Annotated in this window: 18 protein-coding genes and 1 riboswitch; of the genes, 12 read left to right on the forward strand and 6 right to left on the reverse strand. The window is 51.9% G+C overall.

Translation table 11 applies throughout. The features are described 5' to 3' along the window. The first annotated feature begins 51 nt into the window (after window positions 1–51). From KZ483_RS08560 to KZ483_RS08585, 6 genes are all read left to right on the forward strand, one after another. Window positions 52–972, forward strand: a complete 921-nt coding sequence (locus tag KZ483_RS08560; protein WP_258881592.1) for an ABC transporter permease — start codon at window positions 52–54, stop codon at window positions 970–972. 16 nt (window positions 973–988) lie between these two features. After that, window positions 989–1,888, forward strand: coding sequence for a carbohydrate ABC transporter permease (locus KZ483_RS08565; protein WP_258881593.1), 900 nt, complete (start codon window positions 989–991; stop codon window positions 1,886–1,888). A 137-nt stretch (window positions 1,889–2,025) separates the two neighbouring features. Continuing rightward, window positions 2,026–3,693, forward strand: a complete 1,668-nt coding sequence (locus KZ483_RS08570; RefSeq protein ID WP_220352235.1) for a type 2 periplasmic-binding domain-containing protein — start codon at window positions 2,026–2,028, stop codon at window positions 3,691–3,693. 81 nt (window positions 3,694–3,774) lie between these two features. Then, window positions 3,775–6,075 carry a glycoside hydrolase family 3 N-terminal domain-containing protein gene (locus tag KZ483_RS08575; protein WP_220352236.1) on the forward strand — a complete coding sequence of 767 codons (2,301 nt, stop codon included), beginning with the start codon at window positions 3,775–3,777 and terminating at the stop codon, window positions 6,073–6,075. A gap of 4 nt (window positions 6,076–6,079) precedes the next feature. Then, entirely contained in the window at window positions 6,080–9,232 is a 3,153-nt protein-coding gene (locus KZ483_RS08580; RefSeq protein WP_220352237.1) for an alpha-mannosidase, read from the forward strand. Between the two features lie 153 nt (window positions 9,233–9,385). Continuing rightward, window positions 9,386–9,919: a type 1 glutamine amidotransferase domain-containing protein gene (locus KZ483_RS08585; protein WP_220352238.1), complete on the forward strand. Its 534-nt coding sequence runs from the start codon at window positions 9,386–9,388 to the stop codon at window positions 9,917–9,919. 316 nt (window positions 9,920–10,235) lie between these two features. Here the strand turns inward: KZ483_RS08585 and gcvPB are convergent, their stop codons facing one another. The 3 genes from gcvPB to gcvT are packed head-to-tail and all read right to left on the reverse strand — an operon-like array spanning window position 10,236 to window position 14,181. Then, complete coding sequence (gene gcvPB / locus KZ483_RS08590; protein ID WP_220352239.1) at window positions 10,236–11,693, reverse strand: aminomethyl-transferring glycine dehydrogenase subunit GcvPB; 1,458 nt, start codon at window positions 11,691–11,693, stop codon at window positions 10,236–10,238. Continuing rightward, the gene (gene gcvPA / locus KZ483_RS08595) at window positions 11,690–13,057 is read right to left on the reverse strand and encodes an aminomethyl-transferring glycine dehydrogenase subunit GcvPA (RefSeq protein ID WP_220352240.1); all 1,368 of its coding nucleotides are present in this window, start codon (window positions 13,055–13,057) and stop codon (window positions 11,690–11,692) included. Before gcvPA ends, gcvPB begins: the two co-directional genes overlap by 4 nt. After that, window positions 13,057–14,181 (reverse strand): glycine cleavage system aminomethyltransferase GcvT, encoded by a 1,125-nt coding sequence (gene gcvT, locus KZ483_RS08600; RefSeq protein ID WP_220352241.1) that lies wholly within the window; start codon window positions 14,179–14,181, stop codon window positions 13,057–13,059. The genes gcvPA and gcvT overlap by 1 nt, the downstream gene beginning before the upstream one ends. A gap of 201 nt (window positions 14,182–14,382) precedes the next feature. Next, a riboswitch (glycine riboswitch) is annotated at window positions 14,383–14,478 on the reverse strand. A gap of 171 nt (window positions 14,479–14,649) precedes the next feature. On the opposite strand from gcvT, the gene KZ483_RS08605 reads away from it, so the two are divergent. The 4 genes from KZ483_RS08605 to KZ483_RS08620 all read left to right on the forward strand — a co-directional run bounded on the left by KZ483_RS08605 (window position 14,650) and on the right by KZ483_RS08620 (window position 16,984). Then, on the forward strand, window positions 14,650–15,213 hold the full coding sequence (locus KZ483_RS08605; RefSeq protein WP_220352242.1) for an MOSC domain-containing protein: 564 nt from the start codon (window positions 14,650–14,652) through the stop codon (window positions 15,211–15,213). A 319-nt stretch (window positions 15,214–15,532) separates the two neighbouring features. Continuing rightward, entirely contained in the window at window positions 15,533–15,682 is a 150-nt protein-coding gene (locus KZ483_RS08610) for a hypothetical protein (protein ID WP_220352243.1), read from the forward strand. 3 nt (window positions 15,683–15,685) lie between these two features. Then, entirely contained in the window at window positions 15,686–16,075 is a 390-nt protein-coding gene (gcvH, locus tag KZ483_RS08615) for a glycine cleavage system protein GcvH (RefSeq protein ID WP_220352244.1), read from the forward strand. A 66-nt stretch (window positions 16,076–16,141) separates the two neighbouring features. After that, on the forward strand, window positions 16,142–16,984 hold the full coding sequence (locus KZ483_RS08620) for a lipoate--protein ligase family protein (RefSeq protein ID WP_309568654.1): 843 nt from the start codon (window positions 16,142–16,144) through the stop codon (window positions 16,982–16,984). 144 nt (window positions 16,985–17,128) lie between these two features. On the opposite strand, the gene KZ483_RS08625 is transcribed toward KZ483_RS08620, so the two are convergent. Both KZ483_RS08625 and KZ483_RS08630 read right to left on the reverse strand, forming a co-directional pair. Beyond that, a complete protein-coding gene (locus KZ483_RS08625) occupies window positions 17,129–17,581 on the reverse strand; it encodes a hypothetical protein (RefSeq protein WP_220352246.1) in 453 nt (150 codons plus the stop codon). 141 nt (window positions 17,582–17,722) lie between these two features. Continuing rightward, window positions 17,723–18,562 (reverse strand): helix-turn-helix transcriptional regulator, encoded by an 840-nt coding sequence (locus tag KZ483_RS08630; RefSeq protein ID WP_258881594.1) that lies wholly within the window; start codon window positions 18,560–18,562, stop codon window positions 17,723–17,725. A 72-nt stretch (window positions 18,563–18,634) separates the two neighbouring features. Here KZ483_RS08630 and KZ483_RS08635 point away from each other — a divergent pair, with 72 nt between their 5' ends. Both KZ483_RS08635 and KZ483_RS08640 read left to right on the forward strand, forming a co-directional pair. After that, on the forward strand, window positions 18,635–19,423 hold the full coding sequence (locus KZ483_RS08635; protein ID WP_220352247.1) for a sugar phosphate isomerase/epimerase family protein: 789 nt from the start codon (window positions 18,635–18,637) through the stop codon (window positions 19,421–19,423). A 45-nt stretch (window positions 19,424–19,468) separates the two neighbouring features. Continuing rightward, window positions 19,469–20,488, forward strand: coding sequence for a Gfo/Idh/MocA family protein (locus KZ483_RS08640; RefSeq protein WP_220352248.1), 1,020 nt, complete (start codon window positions 19,469–19,471; stop codon window positions 20,486–20,488). Window positions 20,489–20,561: 73 nt separating this feature from the next. Here the strand turns inward: KZ483_RS08640 and KZ483_RS08645 are convergent, their stop codons facing one another. Further along, entirely contained in the window at window positions 20,562–21,332 is a 771-nt protein-coding gene (locus tag KZ483_RS08645) for a sporulation protein (protein ID WP_220352249.1), read from the reverse strand. Window positions 21,333–21,417: the final 85 nt, after the last annotated feature.

The following is a 21,417-nucleotide window of genomic DNA, read 5'->3' on the forward strand; positions in this document are numbered from 1 at the left end:
GCCGGAAATGTTGAGTTCCGGTAAATTCGATTCAAATAAGGAGACATGCGGATGTACCAAAGCAACAGCAGCAAAACATTAATTAAAGTAAAACGGCACTGGGAACTGTATCTCCTTGTACTTCTACCGGTGCTTTACCTGCTGATATTCAAGTATATCCCGATGGTTGGCGTTCAAATCGCGTTTAAAGATTTTAATGTCATCAAAGGGATTTGGGGCAGTCCTTTTGTCGGACTTAAACACTTTAAGGAGTTTTTCGATTCGCCTAACTTCTGGCTGCTCATCAAGAATACGATCGGCATCAGCTTCTATTCCCTGATTGCGGGCTTTCCGGTTCCCATCGTGCTGGCACTCGCGCTCAATGAGGTCAGAACGGGCTTCTTCAAGCGTTCGGTCCAAATGATCACCTACGCGCCTCACTTCATATCAACGGTCGTCATGGTTTCGATCATTATTCTGATGCTGTCACCGCATGTGGGAATCGTAGACCACTTCTTCACGTTACTCGGGATGCCGATGACCAATTTTATGGGGATTCCGGAATATTTCAAATCCATATACGTATGGTCCGGCATCTGGCAGGAGATGGGTTACGCGTCCATCATTTATATCGCGGCGCTCGCTGGAGTCGATCCTTCACTGTACGAAGCGGCACGGATCGACGGAGCGTCAAGATGGAAAAAAATCATTCATATCGATTTGCCTTCTCTTATTCCGATCACAGTTATTATGTTGATTTTAAGCTTGGGAAGCGTGATGGGCGTAGGGTTTGAAAAAATATATCTGATGCAAAACCCGCTAAATGCAAGCTCATCCGAGGTCATATCCACCTACGTTTACAAAGTTGGTTTACTCGGAGCGAACTTCAGTTTTTCCGCGGCGGTGGGGCTGTTTAATTCCGTCATTAACCTTATCTTGCTGTTGACGGTAAATTTCTTTGCCCGTAAAGTTTCGGAAACGAGTTTGTGGTAGAAAGGGGCGGGCACTTGTGTTCAATAAAAACAAAATTAAAGAGTCTTTCGGCGACCGTGTTCTTCTCGGTGTCATCTATCTGCTGCTTTCAGCGATCATGCTAACGGTCTTATATCCGCTGATCTACATTCTCAGTTCGTCGTTCAGCTCTCCCAACGCGGTCGTATCCGGCCAGGTCTGGCTGTTACCGGTCGAACTGTCGTTTAAAGCGTATAAGTCGATTTTTCAAAGCTCGCAGCTGATGCTCGGTTACTGGAACAGTATTATCTATACAGTTGTCGGAACATTCATTAACGTCTTGTTTACGGTGCTTCTTGCGTTCCCGCTGGCTCAAAAAGGGTTTGTCGGACGCAAGATCATTATGATGATGATGATGTTCACCCTGTTCTTTGACGGCGGGCTGATTCCTACCTATTTGCTCGTTAAAAACCTTCATATGCTGGATACCCGCTGGGCCTTGTGGCTGCCTGGAGCGCTATCGGTCTTTCAGGTCATCGTGGCCAGGACCTTCTTCCAGACCTCCATTCCGGAAGAGCTCGCGGAAGCGGCGCAAATAGACGGTGCCCGGGATTCACGCTACCTGATCAGCATCGTGCTTCCTTTGTCCAAACCGATTATCGCCGTCATGACGCTTATGTACGCGGTCGGACATTGGAACGCTTATTTCGACGCTTTGATCTATTTGCGGTCTGAGAATTTGTTCCCTCTGCAGTACGTACTGCGAAACATGCTTATCCTGAACGCGGCCGATCCGGAAATGCTGGCGAACACGGCGCAGAAGCTCAGGGACCAGGGCTTCGAGCAGGTGCTCAAGTACGCGCTCATAGTAGTTGCATGCGTTCCTGTCATGATTATGTATCCTTTCGTGCAGAAGCATTTTGTCAAGGGTGTCATGATCGGTTCCTTGAAAGGTTAAATTAAGCCTATGTAAACTCTGTATGGAGGTGATGGCCGAAGAGAAGGTAGTACCGGACCACAGCACCACTGCATCATGGCTTCACAGTATTACAGATATTCCAAACTTTTAGGGTAAATATTAAGGAGGAGTCTGTTTTGAAAAGGTCATTGTGGCTAACGCTTGTAATTGTGTTGATCAGCAGTATTGTGCTTTCAGCTTGCTCGGGCAATAAAACCGGTAATACAACCACCGGCGGCACTGGAAGTAATAAAGAGACAGGCAATACTGGCAGCGAACAACCTGCAGCGCCCGTGGATATCACTTTCTTTGCGCCTCAAGGTAAAGCACCATTGCAAGACAACGATTATACAAAATTGATTGAAAAGAAGTTCAACGTTAATATTAAATGGGACCTTGCTCCCGCTGACGCTTTGAAGGACCGCAGGCAGCTGCTTCTGGCAAGCGGCGACTATCCGGAAGTATTCCTGGAAGGCAAGTTCAACAATACGGACATCCAGACCTACAGCAAGCAAGGCGTATTCATTCCGCTCAACGACCTGATCGATAAATACGCACCGAATATCAAGAAGGTGATGGATGAGAAGCCGTATTTCAAAGACGCTATTACATCGCCGGACGGCAACATTTACGGGCTTCCCCGCCTCAATGAGTGCTACCACTGCACGTACTCGCAGAAGTACTGGATGAACAAAGAGTGGCTGGACAAGCTCGGTTTGAAGGTACCGACGACGACGGACGAATTGTACACCGTTCTGAAAGCCTTCAAAACGCAAGATCCGAACGGCAATAAGAAAGCGGACGAAATCCCGCTCACGGGCGCTCCAAACAAATATGTTTGGAACGGAAACATCGACGCATTCCTGATGAACTCCTTTATCTATAACGACAACGATAAGTATTTGACGGTTAAGGACGGCAAGGTCGATTTCGCGGCAAACAAGCCGGAGTGGAAGGAAGGCCTCGCCTACATGCACAAGCTGTATAAGGAAGGCTTGATCGACCCTGCTGCGTTTACGCAGAACGATCAGGCTATCGGACAGCTCGGCAACCGCCAAGGCGATGAAATCGTCGGCTCCATTACCACTGCGCTGCTCAGCTATCTGCTTAACGTTGGGGACGATAAAATAACCCGCCACAAGCACTGGGTCATCGTACCGCCGCTTAAAGGGCCGAACGGCGTTCAGCTTGCCGGCGTTTCGCAGGGTCTCGGCGAGTTCGAAATGACGATCACGAACAAAGCAAGCGAAGCGCAGCAAATTGCGGCGATCAAAATCGCCGACTATGCGTACAGCGAAGAAGGCGCTTTGTACAGCGAATACGGACCGACGGAAGGAATCGGCTGGACCAAAGCGCAGCCGGGCGAGAAGAACATCTGGGGACAGCCGGCGAAATACAGCTTTGAGAGACTGAAGAAGCTGCCTGACAACGTGGTTAGAAACGACAGCTGGTCGCTGATGGGTCCAAAAAATATGTCCAAGGAATTCCGCGAAATGTTCGCTTATTCGCAGGATCCGCTCAGTTCGAAAGGCTACGAAACGCGTTTGGCGCGTGCGACGAAGGAATATGAGCCGTACGCTCCAAAAGAATACTATCCGGCAGCTTCCTGGATACGTCCGGATGACACCGATAGCGCAGCCCAACTGACGACATCTGTCAAGGATTATGTAACAAACAGCATGGCTCAGTTCATTATCGGGAACAAAGACATCGATAAAGACTGGGATGCTTATGTGAAAGGCTTTGACGGTCTGAACCTGACGAAATATATTCAGATCTATCAGGACGCGATTCAGAAAAAATAACGATTGACCAGCGGAAGAGGAAGTATAACCTTCGGGTTTACTTCCTCCTGCTTGTCTTTGGACATACAAAGGAGAGAAAGTATGGATTACAGGGACTCGTCGCTGCCGGCGGCGGAACGGGCGAAGAGCCTGCTTGCCTTGATGACGGTTGAAGAGAAAATCGGACAATTAATTCAACCGTTCGGCTGGAAGACGTACCACAAGGATAATGGTACAATTTCACTTGATGAAGACTTCAAGAAACAGGTTGCAAACGGCGGCGTAGGTTCATTATACGGCGTGCTGCGTGCAGACCCATGGACCGAGGTTACGCTTGAGAACGGACTGTCACCCGAAGAGGGCGCTCATGCGGTTAATGAGATTCAGCGCTATGCGATTGAGTATTCGCGGCTCGGAATTCCGATTCTGTTCGGAGAGGAATGCTCGCACGGACATATGGCGATTGGCGCGACTGTATTTCCGGTACCGATTCTGCTTGGCAGCACGTGGAATATCGACCTGTACCGGGAAATGTGCCGCGCCGTTGCAGCCGAGACCCGCGCTCAAGGCGGCAGCGCAACCTATTCTCCCGTACTGGATGTTGTCCGGGACCCCCGTTGGGGACGGACAGAGGAGTGCTTCGGCGAAGATCCGTATATGATCGGTGAGTTTGCAGTAGCTGCCGTGCAGGGACTTCAGGGCGAGAGGCTTGACAGCGACACCAGTGTTATTGCAACATTGAAGCATTTTGTGGCTTACGGAAGCTCGGAAGGCGGACGGAATGCGGGCCCTGTTCATATGGGCCTGCGCGAACTGCATGAGAACGATCTTCTCCCGTTTCGTAAAGGGGTCGAGGCTGGAGCTCTTTCCGTTATGACCGCTTACAACGAGATAGACGGCGTTCCTTGCACATCAAGCGAATATTTGCTGCAGCAGCTGCTCAGGAACGAATGGGGCTTTGACGGGTTCGTCATTACGGACTGCGGCGCTATCAATATGTTAGCCTACGGCCATGATATAGCGGAGGACGGCGAGGAAGCGGCCGCTATCTCCCTGAAAGCCGGGGTCGACATGGAGATGTCGGGCGAAATGTTCGGAAAGCACCTTCTTTCGGCACTGGAGAACAAGACCGTTACTGAGGATGAGCTCGATACTGCCGTAAAACGCGTACTGGAGATCAAGTTTCTCCTCGGATTGTTTGAACGGCCGTATGTCGATCCTCGTCAAGCGGCGGAAATCATAGGCAGTCATGAGCATGTTGAACTTGCGCGCCAGGTTGCCCGCGAAGGGATCGTTTTATTGAAAAATGACGGCGGCGCTCTTCCTCTTGATAAGGAAAAAGGCAAGATTGCCGTGATCGGACCGAACGCGAATCATATTTACAACCAGCTTGGCGATTATACGTCTCCGCAGGCTCGTCAGCAGGTTGTCACGTTATTGGACGGTATAGTCAATAAATTAGGCGGCGGTGATGACCGAATTCTATATGCGCCGGGATGCCGGATCAAAGGGGATTCCAGAGAGGGATTCGAGCGGGCGCTCGATTGCGCCGCACAAGCCGACGTTGTCGTGCTGGCGCTTGGCGGATCAAGCGCACGGGATTTCGGCGAAGGTACGATCGATCTGCGAACGGGCGCTTCCGTCGTAACAGAGCATTCGTGGAGCGATATGGAATGCGGCGAAGGCATTGACCGGACCGGCCTTCATTTGCTCGGCGTTCAGCTGGAATTGGCGCAAGAAATTCACAAGTTAGGGAAACCTGTTATTATCGTGTATATCAATGGCCGTCAGATTGTAGAGCCGTGGATTGACGAGCATGCGCATGCGATTATCGAAGCATGGTATCCGGGGCAGGAAGGCGGCAACGCTATTGCCGATATCTTGTTCGGCGATTACAATCCTTCCGGCCGATTGACCGTTTCCGTACCCAAAGACGTCGGCCAGCTGCCCGTTTACTACAACGCCAAGAGAAGCAGGGGCAAACGGTATTTGGAAACCGATGTGAAGCCCCGTTATCCGTTTGGTTTCGGCTTAAGCTATACGTCCTTCGACTACGACGGATTGACTGTTTCTCCGGAGCTCATCCCTGCGGATGGGGAAGCGACCGTGACGGTGAACGTTACGAATACTGGAGCTGTCGCAGGCACGGAAGTGGTGCAGCTGTATGTCTCCGATAAGGTGAGCTCCGTCACCCGGCCTGTGAAAGAGCTGAAAGGCTTCCGCAAGGTGACGCTCGAACCGGGCGAGACAAGGAAGGTTGCCTTTACGCTTGCGAAGGAGCATTTGCAGCTGTTCGACCAGCAGCTCCGGCCGGTTGTCGAAGAGGGAGAATTCCGCATCATGGTCGGAAGAAACTCCGAGGATTTCATTACAGCGTCTTTAATCGTTAAGAACGAGGTGTAACCATATGTATCGTATTCTTAGATTTATCAAGCACTTATCTCATAAACAATGGCTCGAAGAGGTGCCGGTACGCGACCTGGAAATGCGGAAAGCCCGTTATATCACGCCGGGTGAATATCAATTTTATCCGGACGGGGACGGCCTCTACACGACAGACCGGCTGGACGGCAAGCATGGCGTCACTTATTTCCTGAAGAAACAAATTGAAATTCCGCATCATTGGGGATCGGGTTCGATTGGTCTGCTCGCCGAGGGCGGAGGAGAAGGTCTGCTTAGAGTAAACGGCGCGTCCTATCACGGTCTCGACCGGAACCACCCATTCGTCCCGCTGTTCTTAAGCGCAATCGGCAATAATCCGCTGCTTGAAATCGAGCTGTACGATCCGATTCCGGAACCGGTCGATCCGTTAAATGCGCAAGCTACGATCAACCCGCCGGTTCACAGCTTTTCGATCCGGCTCGTACGTGTCAACAAGCCGCTGCAGAGTTTGTTATACAGCGTCAAGGTTGCCTATGAAGCGATGCTTCAGCTTCCCGAGAAGGATCTGCTCCGGTCGAGGATGATGAGCGCCTTGTATGAAACGATGGAAGAAACGGAGCCCTTTCTTGAAAGCCGCTTCAATGACGGAGAATGGCTGCAGTCGGCGGAGGAAGGGTTGAAGGAACGCATTCAAGCATTGGCGCCGGAACAGCGCGCCTACGGATTAATGCATATGGTGGGCCAATCGCATATCGATGTCGCCTGGTTATGGCCTGTACGGGAAACCGTCCGCAAGGTCAGTCGTACATTCTCTACGATGACGACACTGATGGATGAGTATCCCGATTTCATCTATTCACAGAGCCAGCCGCTGCTGTATGCGTTCGCGAAGGAACACGATCCTGCCTTATATGAGAAGATCAAAGCGCGAATCGCCGAAGGCCGCTGGGAATTGGTCGGCGGCATGTGGGTAGAGCCGGATTTAAATATTCCAAGCGGAGAGTCTCTGGTGCGCCAAATGCTTTACGGGCAAAACTTCTACCAGGAAGAATTCGGCAAGACCTCCCAAATCGAATGGCTGCCGGATACGTTCGGTTACTGCGCTTCGCTTCCGCAAATGTTAAAGCTTGCGGGCATTGATTATTTTATGACGACGAAATTGAATTGGAACGATACCAACAAGTTCCCTTACGAGCTGTTCCACTGGGTAGGCATTGACGGAACGTCCATTGTTTCGTACTTGAACCATGGCTTAAACGAGCATACAAGACCGGGCGATATTCAGGAGCACTGGCAAGAGTTTCGTCAGAAGGACAAGCTCGATGAGCTGATGCTACTTTACGGGCATGGAGACGGCGGAGGCGGAGTTACACGCGAAATGATCGAATTCACTCAGCGTTCTCCTCTCATGCCGGGTTTGCCGGAGAGCAGGTTCAGCACGGCGGCGGCTTTCTTTGAAGAAGTCGGCAAAATCGGCGATACGCTGCCACAGTGGCACGGCGACTTATATTTGGAGCTGCATCGCGGAACCTATACAACGCATGCGCGAAACAAACGCAGCAACCGCAAGGCGGAGGTGCTTTACCGCGAGGCGGAGATTTGGAGCCGTATGGCGGCCCCGTATCTGGCCGGGGAACAGGCAAACTTCGGCCGAGAGGCTCTTCGCGAAGGCTGGAAGCTGATTCTGCTCAACCAGTTCCATGACATCATTCCGGGTACTGCGATCACGGAGACCTATGTAACGTCGGCAACTGAGTATGAGCAGATATTCAGGCTGGGGAAAGAATGCGAAGAACAGTCGCTGCGCACGATCGCGGCGCAAGTATCGACTGCAGGAGAAGGAACGCCTTATGTCGTGTTCAACAGTCTCGGCTGGAACCGGACTGAAGTGGTAACGATCGACGGTGACGCCGAAGCTCGCAGCCTAAGTGCATTCGATCATGCGGGAAATCGTCTGCAAAGCGATGTCCACTGCGATGATCCGACTTCAGGCAGGTATACGCTGTCGGTAAAAGTTCCGTCAATTCCCGCCTTCGGCTACACGACGATTTGGCTGAGAGAATCAGAGGATTCAGCTGCAGGCCACGTCGTTTCGACCGCAAATCCTGCAAGCAATGTGCTGGGTGACGCGTGGGAAACGGAACAGTACCGGCTTGAATTCAATTCCAAGGGGGAGATTACGCGCTGGCTGGACAAAACCGCGGGTCGCGAGCTTCTGCCCGCCGGGTCGATCGCCAATGAGCTGCAATTTTTCCACGATAAGCCGCTCTCCTGGGATGCCTGGGATATCGATCCCCGGTTTGAGTCACAGCGTGCCGGCGAAGTTGAACTGGTCAAGAAGGAGCTCGTCTCCAAAGGCAAGGCAGCCGATGTGCTAAGATTCGAGTGGCTGTTAAACAACTCCGCCATCGCGCAGGACATCATCATTTACCATCATCAGAAGCGCGTCGATTTCAAAACCCGCGTGCTGTGGAACGAGGATCATAAATTACTCAAGGTTGCATTCCCGGTTGATGTGGTTGCGAATAAAGCTGCCTATGAAATTCCATTCGGTGCCCTTGAACGGCCAACCCATAACAACACAAGCTGGGAGCAAGCCCAGTTTGAGGTTTGCGGCCACCGCTGGGCCGATATGTCCGAAGGCGGCTACGGCGTCAGCCTGCTCAATGATTGCAAGTACGGCTATGATATCAAAGGGAATACGCTCCGGTTATCCCTGCTGCGCTCGCCGAAATGGCCGGATGTCACCGCCGATCAAGGCGAACATGAATTCACGTACTCCTTGTATCCGCACGAGCAGGATTGGCGTGGAGCGGAGGTTGTCCGCAGGGCCGCGGAGCTTAACCACCCTGTAACCGTGGTTCCTGCTCCGGCGGGGAATGAAGCTGAAGTTGCCGGCAAAGACAGGCTGCCAAGCAAGCAATCTCTCATTCAGTTTGAGAGCCGCTCGGCGGTGCTTGATACGGTTAAAGAGGCGGAAGCAGGAGAAGGCACCATTGTCCGCTTCTACGAATCTACCGGGAGCCGGGATACGGTATTGTTCCGTTTGCCGGAATCTGCGGTTAAAGCCTATGTAATTAACTTGCTTGAGGATGAACTGGAGCCGCTCGAAATTAAAGACGGCATAATTCGATTATCGTTCAAGCCTTTCGAGATCAAATCGGTCAAATATTTGTAACTTTAAGCTCCTCGCGCCAGCCTGCTTTCTTCGGCGCGAGGAGCTTATTTATGTTTTCAGCGTCTCATGGGGTAGCAGAATGGGTAATAGAAAATAAGCCTGCTGGGCGGTGCAGGCCGTTTGTAAAAAAAATCGAAAGGAAGTGAACCTTTCATGATGGAACATGCGAAGAGGGTAGCTTTCTTGCTCGCGAACGATTTCGAAGATTCTGAAATGAAAAATCCTTACGAAGCTATCGTGAAAAACGGTCACGAAGCGGTCATCATCGGCCTTACGAAAGGTGCTGAGCTAACCGGTAAGAATGGTACGGTCTCATACACCTCTCATTTATCCGCGGCAGAAGCGGATCCGGCTGACTACGATGCGGTAATAATTCCCGGGGGCGGGTCGCCGTCGCATTTGCTGGACAGTGAGCACATCATCGAATTTATACAGAAAATGGACAAAGAAGGAAAAACGATCGCGGCGATCTGCCACGGGCCGCAGCTTCTTGCTAAAGCTCAGCTGCTGGATGGACGCAACTTGACGGCATTTCCCGAGCTTCATGCCGAAATCAACGACGCAGGCGGCCGGTTTATCGATAAAGCCGTCGTTGTTGACGAGAATCTCATTACTTCGCGCACGCCGGAAGATGAACCGTTCTTTATCGAAGAGACGATTAATCAGCTCGGCGTTGCCGCTTACTGAGTCGGGAGTGAAACCGTCTCTCTGAAACGATTGAATCACTGAAGCAGCAGAAAAAAACCGGAAGCGCAGTCAGATGCGCTTCCGGTTTTAATGCATTATGATTTCCCTGAACCGCTTGCCAGCCCGATGATCATCACGATGAGCATGAGTAGTTGAATGAGCAGCTCTGCTCCCATTTCATAACCTCCATGTCAATGCGTAATGCTCCTTCGCGCCGGTTCTCCTCTCTCATACTTCCGTTTTACGTCTCCCGATACCATATATATTTTATAACATCGCATTTAATGACAAGATCTTGATCGGCTGTTTCGGCTGCTTACCCGCAAGTACAGTTAAGTACGGGCTTGCGGGCGGCCGTGGTTTCGTCGAGCCGCTTGACGACCGTATCGTATGGGGCGTTAACAACGAGTTCCGGGCTCGATTCGGCTTCCCGGGCGATTTGAATCATCGTATCGATGAAGGCGTCGAGCGTTTCCTTGCTTTCCGTCTCCGTCGGTTCGATCATGATGGCTTCCTCGACATTGAGCGGAAAATAAATGGTCGGCGGATGGTAACCGAAATCGAGCAGCCGCTTGGCCACATCCAGTGTGCGTACGCCATACTGCTTCAGCTTTCGGCCTGACAGCACGAATTCGTGCTTGCATACGCCCGGATACGGAACTTCATAGTAAGGCGCGAGCCGGTGCATCATATAGTTGGCGTTCAGCACCGCACACTCCGATACCCGGCGCAGTCCCTCCGGCCCGTAGGTCCGTATATAGGTATAAGCCCGCACGAGAATACCGAAATTGCCGTAATAGGCTTTGACCCTGCCTATCGATTGCGGGCGGTCATAGTCCCAGAAGAACGTCCCGTCCGCTTTCTTGCCGACAACAGGTTTCGGCAGAAACGGAATGAGCCTGCTTTTCACCCCGACAGGTCCCGCACCCGGTCCGCCTCCTCCATGGGGCGTGCTCATCGTTTTGTGGAGATTTAAATGGACCACGTCGAAGCCCATATCGCCTGGCCTTGCAATTCCCATAATTGCGTTGGAGTTGGCGCCGTCATAATACAGCAGCCCTCCTGCCTCGTGCACGATTTGGGCGATTTCCCGAATATCCTTTTCAAACAGGCCCAGGGTGCTCGGATTCGTCAGCATCAATGCTGCAGTATCGTTGCCGACAGCCGCGCGCAGCGCATCCAGATCGACCATGCCCTGCAAATTGGACTTTATCGTAATCGTTTCAAAGCCGGCGACTGTTGCGCTGGCCGGGTTCGTCCCGTGCGACGAATCGGGGACGATCACTTTGGTGCGGGTCTCGCCGCGGCTCTCGTGATAGGCGCGAATCAGCATTAGGCCGGTCCATTCGCCATGCGCTCCTGCGGCGGGCTGCAGCGAGACCATGTCCATGCCCGTCAGGGAAGCCAGATCATTCTGGAGCGTAAATAGCAGCTCGAGAGCGCCCTGAATGCTTTCCTCGGGCTGATACGGGTGAATCTTGGCAAACCCCGGAAACCTGGCGGTGTCTTCGTTGATCTTCGGATTGTATTTCATCGTGCAGGATCCGAGCGGGTAGAAGCCGTTGTCGACCCCGAAGTTACGGCGCGATAATTCCGTGTAATGGCGGATGACATCGACCTCGTACACTTCAGGAAGCTCAGCCGGACGGCTGCGCAGCAAAGACGCTGGGATTAACTCGGACGGGTCGGTCTCCGGTACGTCGCATTCGGGCAAAGAGTAGGCGACCCGGCCTGGTTTGCTCATTTCGAAAATTAACGCTTTCTCGGGTTTCATATACAGGCCTCCTCCAGTTCGCGGATGAATGAATCGATTTCATCCTTCGTTCTTCGTTCCGTGACGGCGATCAGCATGTGTCCCTGCAGCTCAGGGTAAGCGGCCCCGAGATCATAGCCCCCGATATAACCGGCCCGGAGCAGCTTGGCGTTCACGGCTTGAACATCCGCGGATTCCGGCAGCCTAACTACGAATTCGTTGAAGAACGGGGCCTGGAACGGCGTTGTCAGCCCCGGGTGTGCGGCGTCCGGGCTGCTCATCTGTCCGGCGGCGTAGTGCGTTTTGCGCACATTGAGAAGTGCCACGTCATGCATTCCTTGTTTACCCATTGTCGACATATAGACGGAAGCGCAAAGCGCAAGCAGCGCCTGATTGGAGCAAATATTCGAGGTCGCCTTCTCCCGCCGGATATGCTGCTCACGCGCCTGAAGCGTCAGAACAAAGCCGCGCTTGCCGTCCCGATCGACCGTCTGCCCTACGATTCGTCCCGGAATGCGGCGCATAAGCGGCTCCGATACGGCGAAGAAGCCGCATGTCGGTCCGCCGAGCGAAGCGGGGATGCCGAGCGGCTGCGCATCGCCGACGACTACGTCCGCGCCCAGCACGCCGGGAGATTCAAGCAGCCCGAGCGACAGCGGATTGGTGCTCAGCACGAGAAGGCCTTTCTTCGAATGGACCAAGGGCTCGATGGCCCGGACATCCTCAATGCAGCCGAAGAAATTCGGGCTTTGGAGCACTACCGCCGCGGTTTCTTCCGATATAGCCGCTTCCAGCCTCCCGATATCAGTAACGCCGTTCGTGCAGCCGACCTCGATCACATCGAGATTTAAGCCGCGTGCCGATGTAAGCAGAATCTCCCGGGCCTCCGGATGTACGCTGCGGGAGACGATTATTTGTTTGCGCTTGGTTGCGCCGCTTGCGAGGGCAGCCGCTTCCGCCAGTGCGGTGGCGCCGTCGTACATGCTTGCATTGGCTACCGCCATGCCGGTCAATTCGCATATATACGATTGAAATTCGAAAATCGCCTGAAGCTCGCCTTGGCTGATTTCAGGCTGATAGGGAGTATATGCGGTATAAAATTCGGAACGCGAGATGATGTGGTTGATAACGACAGGGATATGATGATCATAAATTCCCGCCCCTAGAAAGCTCGTGTACCGGTCAAAATCGGCGTTGCGGTCCGATAGCGACCGCATATGCTTAAGCAAGGCCGGCTCGCTCATCGCATCCGAGATTTCCATGACGCCATCATAGCGGACCTCATCCGGGATGTCGGAAAAAAGCTGCTCGACGGAGTCCACGCCGATTGTGCTCAGCATTTCGGCTTGATCCTGCTCCGTCATCGGCAAATATCGATGCTTCATTACGTTTTCGCTCCTTTACCGGTTGAAGGTGAGTTTTTGTAAAAAGGGGCTTTGACGATACGCGCCTTTAGCATTTTGCCGCGTATTTCCACGTACACTTCCGTATCAAGAGCGCTGTATGCAGCATCGATCAGAGCAAGTCCCAGGCTGCGCTTCAGCGTCGGGGACTGCGTTCCGGTCGTGACCTCGCCGATAAGGGAGCCGTCGGCATAGACGGAATAATGCGGCCGCGGAATGCCGCGATCGACCAGCTCAAGGCCGACAAGCTTACGCGTCACACCTGCCTGCTTCTGCGCGGCGAGCACATCGCGGCCGATGAAATCACCCTTGTCCAGCTTGACGAAGAAGCCAAGGCCCGCCTCAAGCGGAGTAATATCAGGAGAGAGCTCCTGTCCGTACAGAGGCAGCTTGGCTTCGAAGCGGAGCGTATCGCGGGCCCCGAGCCCGGCCGGGATGAGACCGTCCGACCTGCCCGCATCCAGCAGACCTGTCCATATGAGCCCGGCCTTGCCGGCCTCGGCATAAATTTCAAAACCGTCTTCGCCGGTGTAGCCGGTACGGGATACGAGTGCGGGAACACCGCAAATAATAATATTATCCTTAAAATGGAAAGATGACAGCGACTGCACGGGTGCACCGGTGACACGGGATAGGACAGCTTCGGCCAGCGGGCCCTGGAGTGCGAGAAGCGCAGTCTCGTCCGATTTATTCTCGATTTGAACGCCGCCTGCTGCATGGCCGCGCAGCCAGGCCAGATCTTTATCAATATTGGATGCGTTAACCACGAGCATGAACCGGTCTGCAGCCAGCTTATAAACGAGCAGGTCGTCGACCGCGCCGCCCTCGGGATAACACATCAGCGTGTACTGGGCTTGGCCCGGAGACAAACGTGTCACATCGTTGGTCGTCATTTGCTGCAGGAAGGCTTCGGCGGACTGGCCGGTTACGATAAATTCACCCATATGCGATACGTCAAACAATCCGGCTTGGCCGCGTACGGCATCATGCTCCCGTTGAATGCCGTAAAACTGGACGGGGAGCTCCCATCCGCCAAAGTCGATGCAGCGTGCGGCAGGGTAATCGGCATAGAACGGGAAAAGCGGCGTGCGCTTCAGGCTGTTCATCTCTTCACCTCGTTTTCTGGATATGAAAAAAGACAGGCAAAAGGAATCGATATGCCCGCACATATGCGCGCATAACCGCCCTTCCGCTCTGTCCTTTGTACCTGAGAGTTACCTCACAAAATATCCGGATGACTATCTGTGTCATCTTTGTGTGAGTTTCACCTTGGGTGATCCTTAACTTTAGGATTCTCTCCAGAGATGCGTCCGGCATAGGTCCTTTTGCCTGAGAGATTCACCTGAATAGGCTTACTCCTTCGGCGTTACCTGTAATGCGGTAATCTCTCCCTGTACCATCATCCGCTTATTCAGTTGTCGTAATTAACCTCTATATAGCATCATTATAAACGTTTCTCGTCGAAATGTGTCAACCTATATTTTTGGCTATGTTAAACGATGAGTTGATTTTTGATATCCAGGAACGGACGTTTTATGATTATAGGTATAATCATGGGAGAGGGTGAGTTATGAATGAGAAAGAATCTTGAATCCCAGATCGGAGAAGTTCTGTCAGTTAGCCGCAATGCAACGCATAGCTTTAGTAAACAGACTTTCGAGGCTATTAGGCTCCTCGCTGGTCTAGGAGTGGAAGCCGATGCACACATGGGAAAGAGCGTAAAGCATCGTTCACGCGTAGCACAAAATCCGAATCAACCGAACCTTCGCCAGGTTCACTTACTTCACTCGGAGTTATTCGACGAACTACGTGATGCAGGTTTTCACGTCGAGTTTGGGCAGTTAGGTGAAAACATTACAACGCGAGGGATAAATTTGCTCGGACTGCCAACAGGAACAAAGCTTTATATCGGTAAGATAGCAGTAATTGAAATTACGGGACTGCGCAATCCTTGTGTACAAATAGATAATTTCCAGACAGGGCTATTGAGTGCAGTTTTGGACCACGATCAATACGGAAACCTGGTCCGAAAGGCTGGAGTAATGGGTATAGTGTTAACTGGGGGAGAAGTCCGAGCCGGGGACCCAATCCGCGTTAGCCTGCCAGCGGAACCATTTCGCCCTCTCGAACGGGTCTGACACCGCCCAAACTGAGGAATTACTGTTCAGCAAAAAGAGACATAGTTGAATACAACGGCCCATTCACGACGTCAGATAACCCTGCGCATACGGCGCTTCCAATATCATTTGCAAATATGCGGATTTGTCTGCAGCTTGCCATGCTTTCGAAGTCTAGGTGTCAATTGATCGAACGGACCAAATTCAAGATTTCAGCGGTTATTTTTTAATTCTTTATGTTTTCTGTCAGCTATATTGACATTGCCGAGACGGTTGATTTATGCTTTGGGAGATACAGGAACAGGAAGCGGTACCACCATTCGATGAAGCTCCGTAGAGCGTGAAGGTCACTGAAGGTGAAGGGCTTGCCGGTTCCGACAGTGAGCGTACGCTTGAGGTTTACAGGGCGGAGAAAAGGCGGCATCGCCTTCTCTCTGTCCTTTTTGTTATACTTATTCATACCGCACAATACTTTGGAAAAGAGGCGTAAACGATGAGTGAAGTTAGAGATGGGCTGGCATACAGCGACGAGCACGAATGGGTGCAATCGATTGAAGGTAACACAGTACGGATCGGCATTACCGATTATGCGCAAAGCCAGCTCGGCGACATCGTATTCGTCGAATTTCCGGAACCCGGAACGAAGGTCGCGGCAGGAGACAGCATGGGGACGATTGAATCGGTCAAGACCGTCTCGGAGCTGTACTGTCCAGTTCCCGGTACGGTAACGAAAGTGAATGAAACGTTGGTGGATTTACCGGAGCTGATCAACAGTGAACCGTACGATGGGGGCTGGATCGTCGAGGTGGCTGTGGAAGGCAGCGTTGACGATGCGCTTAAGAAGCTGCTGACCGCAGAGGGCTACCGCGCGATCGCCGATTAAGAGTGTTTAGTTGAATGGAAATGAAGAGTATGGTGAGTCGGAATGCAGCGGAAGGGCGGACGAGCAATGCAGTGGAGATACATACATACCGGCAGCCGTCCTCCGGCTGAAAATATGGCTATCGACGAAGCGATGCTCATCGCCCACAGCGAGGGCGGAACGCCCCCGACAGTCCGGTTCTACGGGTGGAATCCGCCGACACTCTCGATCGGCTACTTTCAACGGGCGGAGCGCGAGGTTGATCTGCAAATGGTGCGCGGGCGCGGCGTAGGCTTTGTGCGGCGGGCGACCGGCGGACGGGCGGTGCTGCATGATCAAGAGCTTACGTACAGCATCATCGTTTCAGAGTCCTATCCCGGCGTCCCGAAGAGTGTAACGGAGGCTTACCGTGTGCTGAGCTCCGGGCTTTTGCACGGTTTCCGCAAACTGGGACTGGATGCGGTCATGGTCGGACTTGCAAAGACCGATGGTGATTCGGCAGGCATTCCCGCCGATGTTTCCTCCGCCTGCTTCGACTCCCCCTCCCGTTACGAGCTCGTCGTAGAGGGCCGCAAAATTGCCGGAAGCGCGCAAATGCGCTCCAAAGGCGTCATTTTGCAGCATGGTTCCGTTCTTCTCGATGTTGACACCGATCTGCTGTTCGATTTGCTGCGCTTTTCCAGCGTCAGGGCGAAGGACCGGATGAAGCAATCCTTCAAGGAGAAAGCCGCCGCCATAAACACTTGTCTGGCGGAGAAGGGGAAGCCGCCAATTACGATAAAAGATGCTGAAGAAGCGTTTCGTGACGGGTTTGCCGAAGGGCTTGACGCAGAGCTTGCCGAAGATGAAATGACCGGTTATGAGCAAGGACTTGCTCAGCGGCTCCTGGAGCAAAAATACAGTACGGACGATTGGAATTTCCGTCGTTAAAAAAAATAACCTCAAATAATTGCGAAACTGGAGCGCGTTCACAGACGCCGCTCCTTTTTTCATAGATCCTGCGAAGGTCATCGTGTTACATACCGCAAAGAAGACCTGTAAGAAGCCTATAACGTTATTTTCAGCAACTTATTGCTATAATAACAAATTAATTTCTACTGCTTCAACTTCATAATCTGATTCTTTATAAGGTGTTACCCAAAATTCCAGTTTAGGATAGTCCCCTGCTCCAGTCGGTTTTACATGTTTGCCCAATTCAGAAGCTGAAATTAAGGTTTTTAAATTTGTATCTTTTGGGATATATATTTTTGTTCTTTCTGTGATTACAATATGACCGTTTCTTTCTGAAGAACCACTATAAGAATCTATAAATTTTTCAAAGACAGGTTCTTGAGGACGAAAATCAAGAAGCATTAAAGTATAAAGAATTCCTAGTTCCTTTGAATAATCGCTTTTACTTTGGTCTACCAGACTAAGCATCTCTCCACTGTAATGATACAACGTTTCGGATTCAAATTCGTTATCGTCTTGAGAACAAGCAGAAAGGATGGATGATAAAAAAACACATAGAAGAAGCATTTTGCTCAAAATAGCACCTCCTGTTTTTCCTGTTCAACAAAATGTTCATTACTTTATATAGAAAGCGGCTCTCTTCAATAACCTCTACCTCGGCTTTAGCGTATGTGCCAACTGAGTGTGTTTCGATCGTATTTGTGTACCTTGATTATATTAAAGCTTCGTCACGCGATATTCGGCAGGAGAAATGCCGTGTTTTTGCCGGAATACCCGGTAGAAATAAGAGTAGCTGCCGAATCCGCATGTTTCGGCGATCTGCTCCAGCGTCATCGTACTGAACTTCATTCGTTCCATTGCCATGGACAAACGGACATTGTGAGTATATTGAATAATCGTCATGCCGAAGCATTCCTTAAACAGGTGAATCGTACGCGACACGCTCAGCTTGACATGGCCGGCAATATCCCGAATGAGGAAAGGTTCGCCAGCCCGTTCGTCGATGAAATTTTTCATTCTTGTGGCGATGAACGATTTTCCTTGCAGCGCGGACTGGGTGATCATCGCCCGGTCAAGTCCGAGACAGAGAGCGCGCAGCAAATAATCGGCCATTTCCCTGTCCTCTTCCAGAAACCGGCGTTTCTCCAGTATTAGTGCCCGCCAGGTCGACAGCAGTCTCTCATCGGCAACGACCTTTGCCTTCCGGGGACGTTCCTTTCGGTTCCACCACTCATCCACCCAAAGTCCCCGGCAGATGACAAAATAATCCCCGCTGGACACTCCGGCGCCTCCGTTATCCTGATCTGTGTTATGTCCGTAAATGTTAAGCTGGTACGAATCGCCGGGCTTGAACAGCATTAAATCGCCGGATTCGATACGCTGCATTTTGCCTTCTACCAGCGCTTCGCATGAGCCTTCTGTTTGTAGGCGGAATACATAAGCATGAAGTCCGTCAGGATACCCGAGTTCAAAAGGTTCGGAATGATAGGAATAGCTGCAGTGCATAATTTCAGAGAACATGGCGTCGACCTCATTTTTAATAGCAATATTGTTCATGTTATTATTATATTCTACATCTCGAAACCGACGCTTTTCCACTATAATTGTAGTCAGATAGGTAAACTAATAATGGAAGGATGTCAGCTAACAGTGAAAATCGGATTGCAATTGTATACCGTTCGCGATGACACAGCCGCAGATTTTCCCGGCACACTGCGCCAGATTGCTGCGATGGGCTATCAAGGGGTGGAATTCGCCGGATATGGTAACGCTTCTGCTGAAGAGATGCGCGATTTGTTGAAGGAGCTTGGACTGGAGGCATTCGGCAGCCATGTTAGCCTTCAGCGTCTGGAGGAAAATCTGGACGAGGAAATCGCCTACCTGAAAACGGTCGGCGCAAGCTATGTGATTTGTCCGTATTTGACGGCCGAGCAGCTTAGCGGCGGGGAAGCCTTCTGGCGCGGGCTGTTCAAGAAATTCGAAGGATTCGGGGAGCGGCTTCGGAAGGAAGGGCTTCAGTTTGCGTATCATAATCACGACTTTGAATTTGCGGACAAGATTGACGGCGAATTCGTATTCGATTCCATGTACAGCTCCGTTGATGCGGATTTGCTCAAAGTGGAGATGGACATCGGCTGGGTACAATATGCGGGGCAAGACCCTCTTGCCTACATCGCTAAATATAAGGGCCGTCTGCCGCTGCTTCACCTGAAGGATTTCCGCAATGGAGAGCCTGGGGCGCGAATCGATACCGTCGAACTGGGAGAAGGAGACTTGGCTCTTCACGATATTATCGGATCGGCCAAGCAGGCGGAAGTGGATTGGCTCATTGTAGAACAGGACACCTGTGCGAATCCTCCGCTGGAATCCGTTCGAACGAGTATGAAATGGCTGGAAAGCAACGGTTATAAAGCCTAAACAGGCTATCATTTTCCTATAAAATAAAGAGGAGTCATGTGAATAATGGACAAGATTAAGGTTGCGGTTGTCGGCTGCGGAGCTATTGCTCAAAGACGGCATATTCCGGAATATGCGGCTAATCCGAACGTGGAGTTTGTCGCTTTCTGCGATCCGGTGACGGAACGCGCGCAGAAATATGCGAATAAATACGGAGCGAAGGCTTATTCGAGTTATGAGGACATGCTGAGTGAAATTAAACCGGATGCGGTAAGTGTATGCACCCCGAATGCACTGCATGCCCCGGTTGCGATCGCAGCGGCAGAAGCCGGAGCGCATGTGCTCGTCGAGAAGCCGATGGCCGCCTCCGATGCGGAAGCGGAGGCTATGATCGAAGCCGCCCGCAGCAATAACGTCTTCCTGATGGTGGGCCATAACCAGCGGCTGATGCCGCCGCATGTCAAGGCGAAAGAGCTGCTGCAGAAGGGCCATCTCGGCAGGGTGCTGACATTCCGTACGTCCTTCGGCCACCCTGGACCCGAGTATTGGAGCGTAGACGGACCGGGAAGCTGGTTTTTCCGCAAGGAAGAAGCGGTTATGGGTGCGATGGGCGATTTGGGCGTGCACAAATCCGATTTGATCCGTTATTTGCTTGACGATGAAGTCGCCCAAGTAACCGGTTTTATCGGCACATTGGATAAGAAAGGCACGGAAGTGGACGATAACGCTACCTGTCTTCTCCGGATGAGAAGCGGCGCGATCGGCACGCTTGTGGCAAGCTGGACTTATTACAAGGGCGAGGATAACAGTACCGTACTTTGGTGCGAGAAGGGCGTCATGAAGATCGGCACTGATCCTCATGATCAAATCATAGTAGAGCTGACGAACGGATCGGTTGAACGATATAATGTCGGCGCAATCTCTACCAACGATAAACAGGAGACAAGCGGTGTCGTAGACGCATTTATCAACAGTCTGATCACGAACACGCCTCCTTCTATTTCAGGAGAAGAAGGCAGAAAGTCGCTGGCCGTAATTCTGGCCGCTTTCGAATCGCAGGAAACCGGCAGAGTGATCAATCTGTAAGGCTGAGTTAAGCATGCGAAAAACCCGATAATCATAAGATAAGCCTCCCCTGACGGGGAGGCTTATTAAATTATCAGCAATAGCGTGCGATGGTGTCCGCAAGCAGCTTCGCGACACCCTGCGGACCGGCCTCAAGCTCCCGGCCCGACAGCCGAATGCGCACGAACGATTCATCCATGTCGAGCGCCTCGGAGAGAAAGCTGGAAAGCCCCCGTGCCCGGCGGTCGATCTGCAGCAGCAGCTCCAGTCCTCCATCGCTGCCGCCTAAGAACATAACCTCCAGTTCATCCAAGCGTCCGCGAAACTGCCCGCCCGGCGCGAACTCAAACTCCTGGACAAACGGCAGCTGTCCGCCGTGCTTGTAGGAATGCTCGCAGTCGGCTTTGCGGAGCCGAAAGTCAAGAAGCTCAAGCGCTTCAAATACCGTCCTAATCTGAGGTGTAGGGACTACCTCGATCCGGTCGTTGTCACCGGGGTCAACGCCTCCGCGGATATCCAGTTCCGTTTTTACCCAGACCGGCGTTCTGCCGATCGAGAGCGGAGTGTTCTCCGGCAGAACGAAACTGAATGGAACCTCACGGTTCTCGCCTGACTGCAGCATGAACGGAGCGCTTACATGAAATCGTGCGACTTCGCCATGCTTATAATATTTATTGTCGCCCGATTCCTTCAAATATTCCGTCATGACAGACAAAGAGATCGCTTCGATTCGCTGCTCCACACTGCCGCCCTTGATCCGGACGACGCCGTTGATAGTTTCCCCCGGAGCGTACCGGGTTTTCTCCAAAAGCGTATCGATTTGCGCAGCTCCGATTCCAATGCTTGCTAATAACCGGTTAAACATTGTAACCCCTCCAATTTTCGGATAATGAATACCGTACTTAGCGTATTACGATGAAGGGTCAAAACAGGTTTCACTATCGGTATCG

Origin of the sequence: Paenibacillus sp. sptzw28 (assembly GCF_019550795.1) — a bacterium.
Classification (GTDB): domain Bacteria; phylum Bacillota; class Bacilli; order Paenibacillales; family Paenibacillaceae; genus Paenibacillus_Z.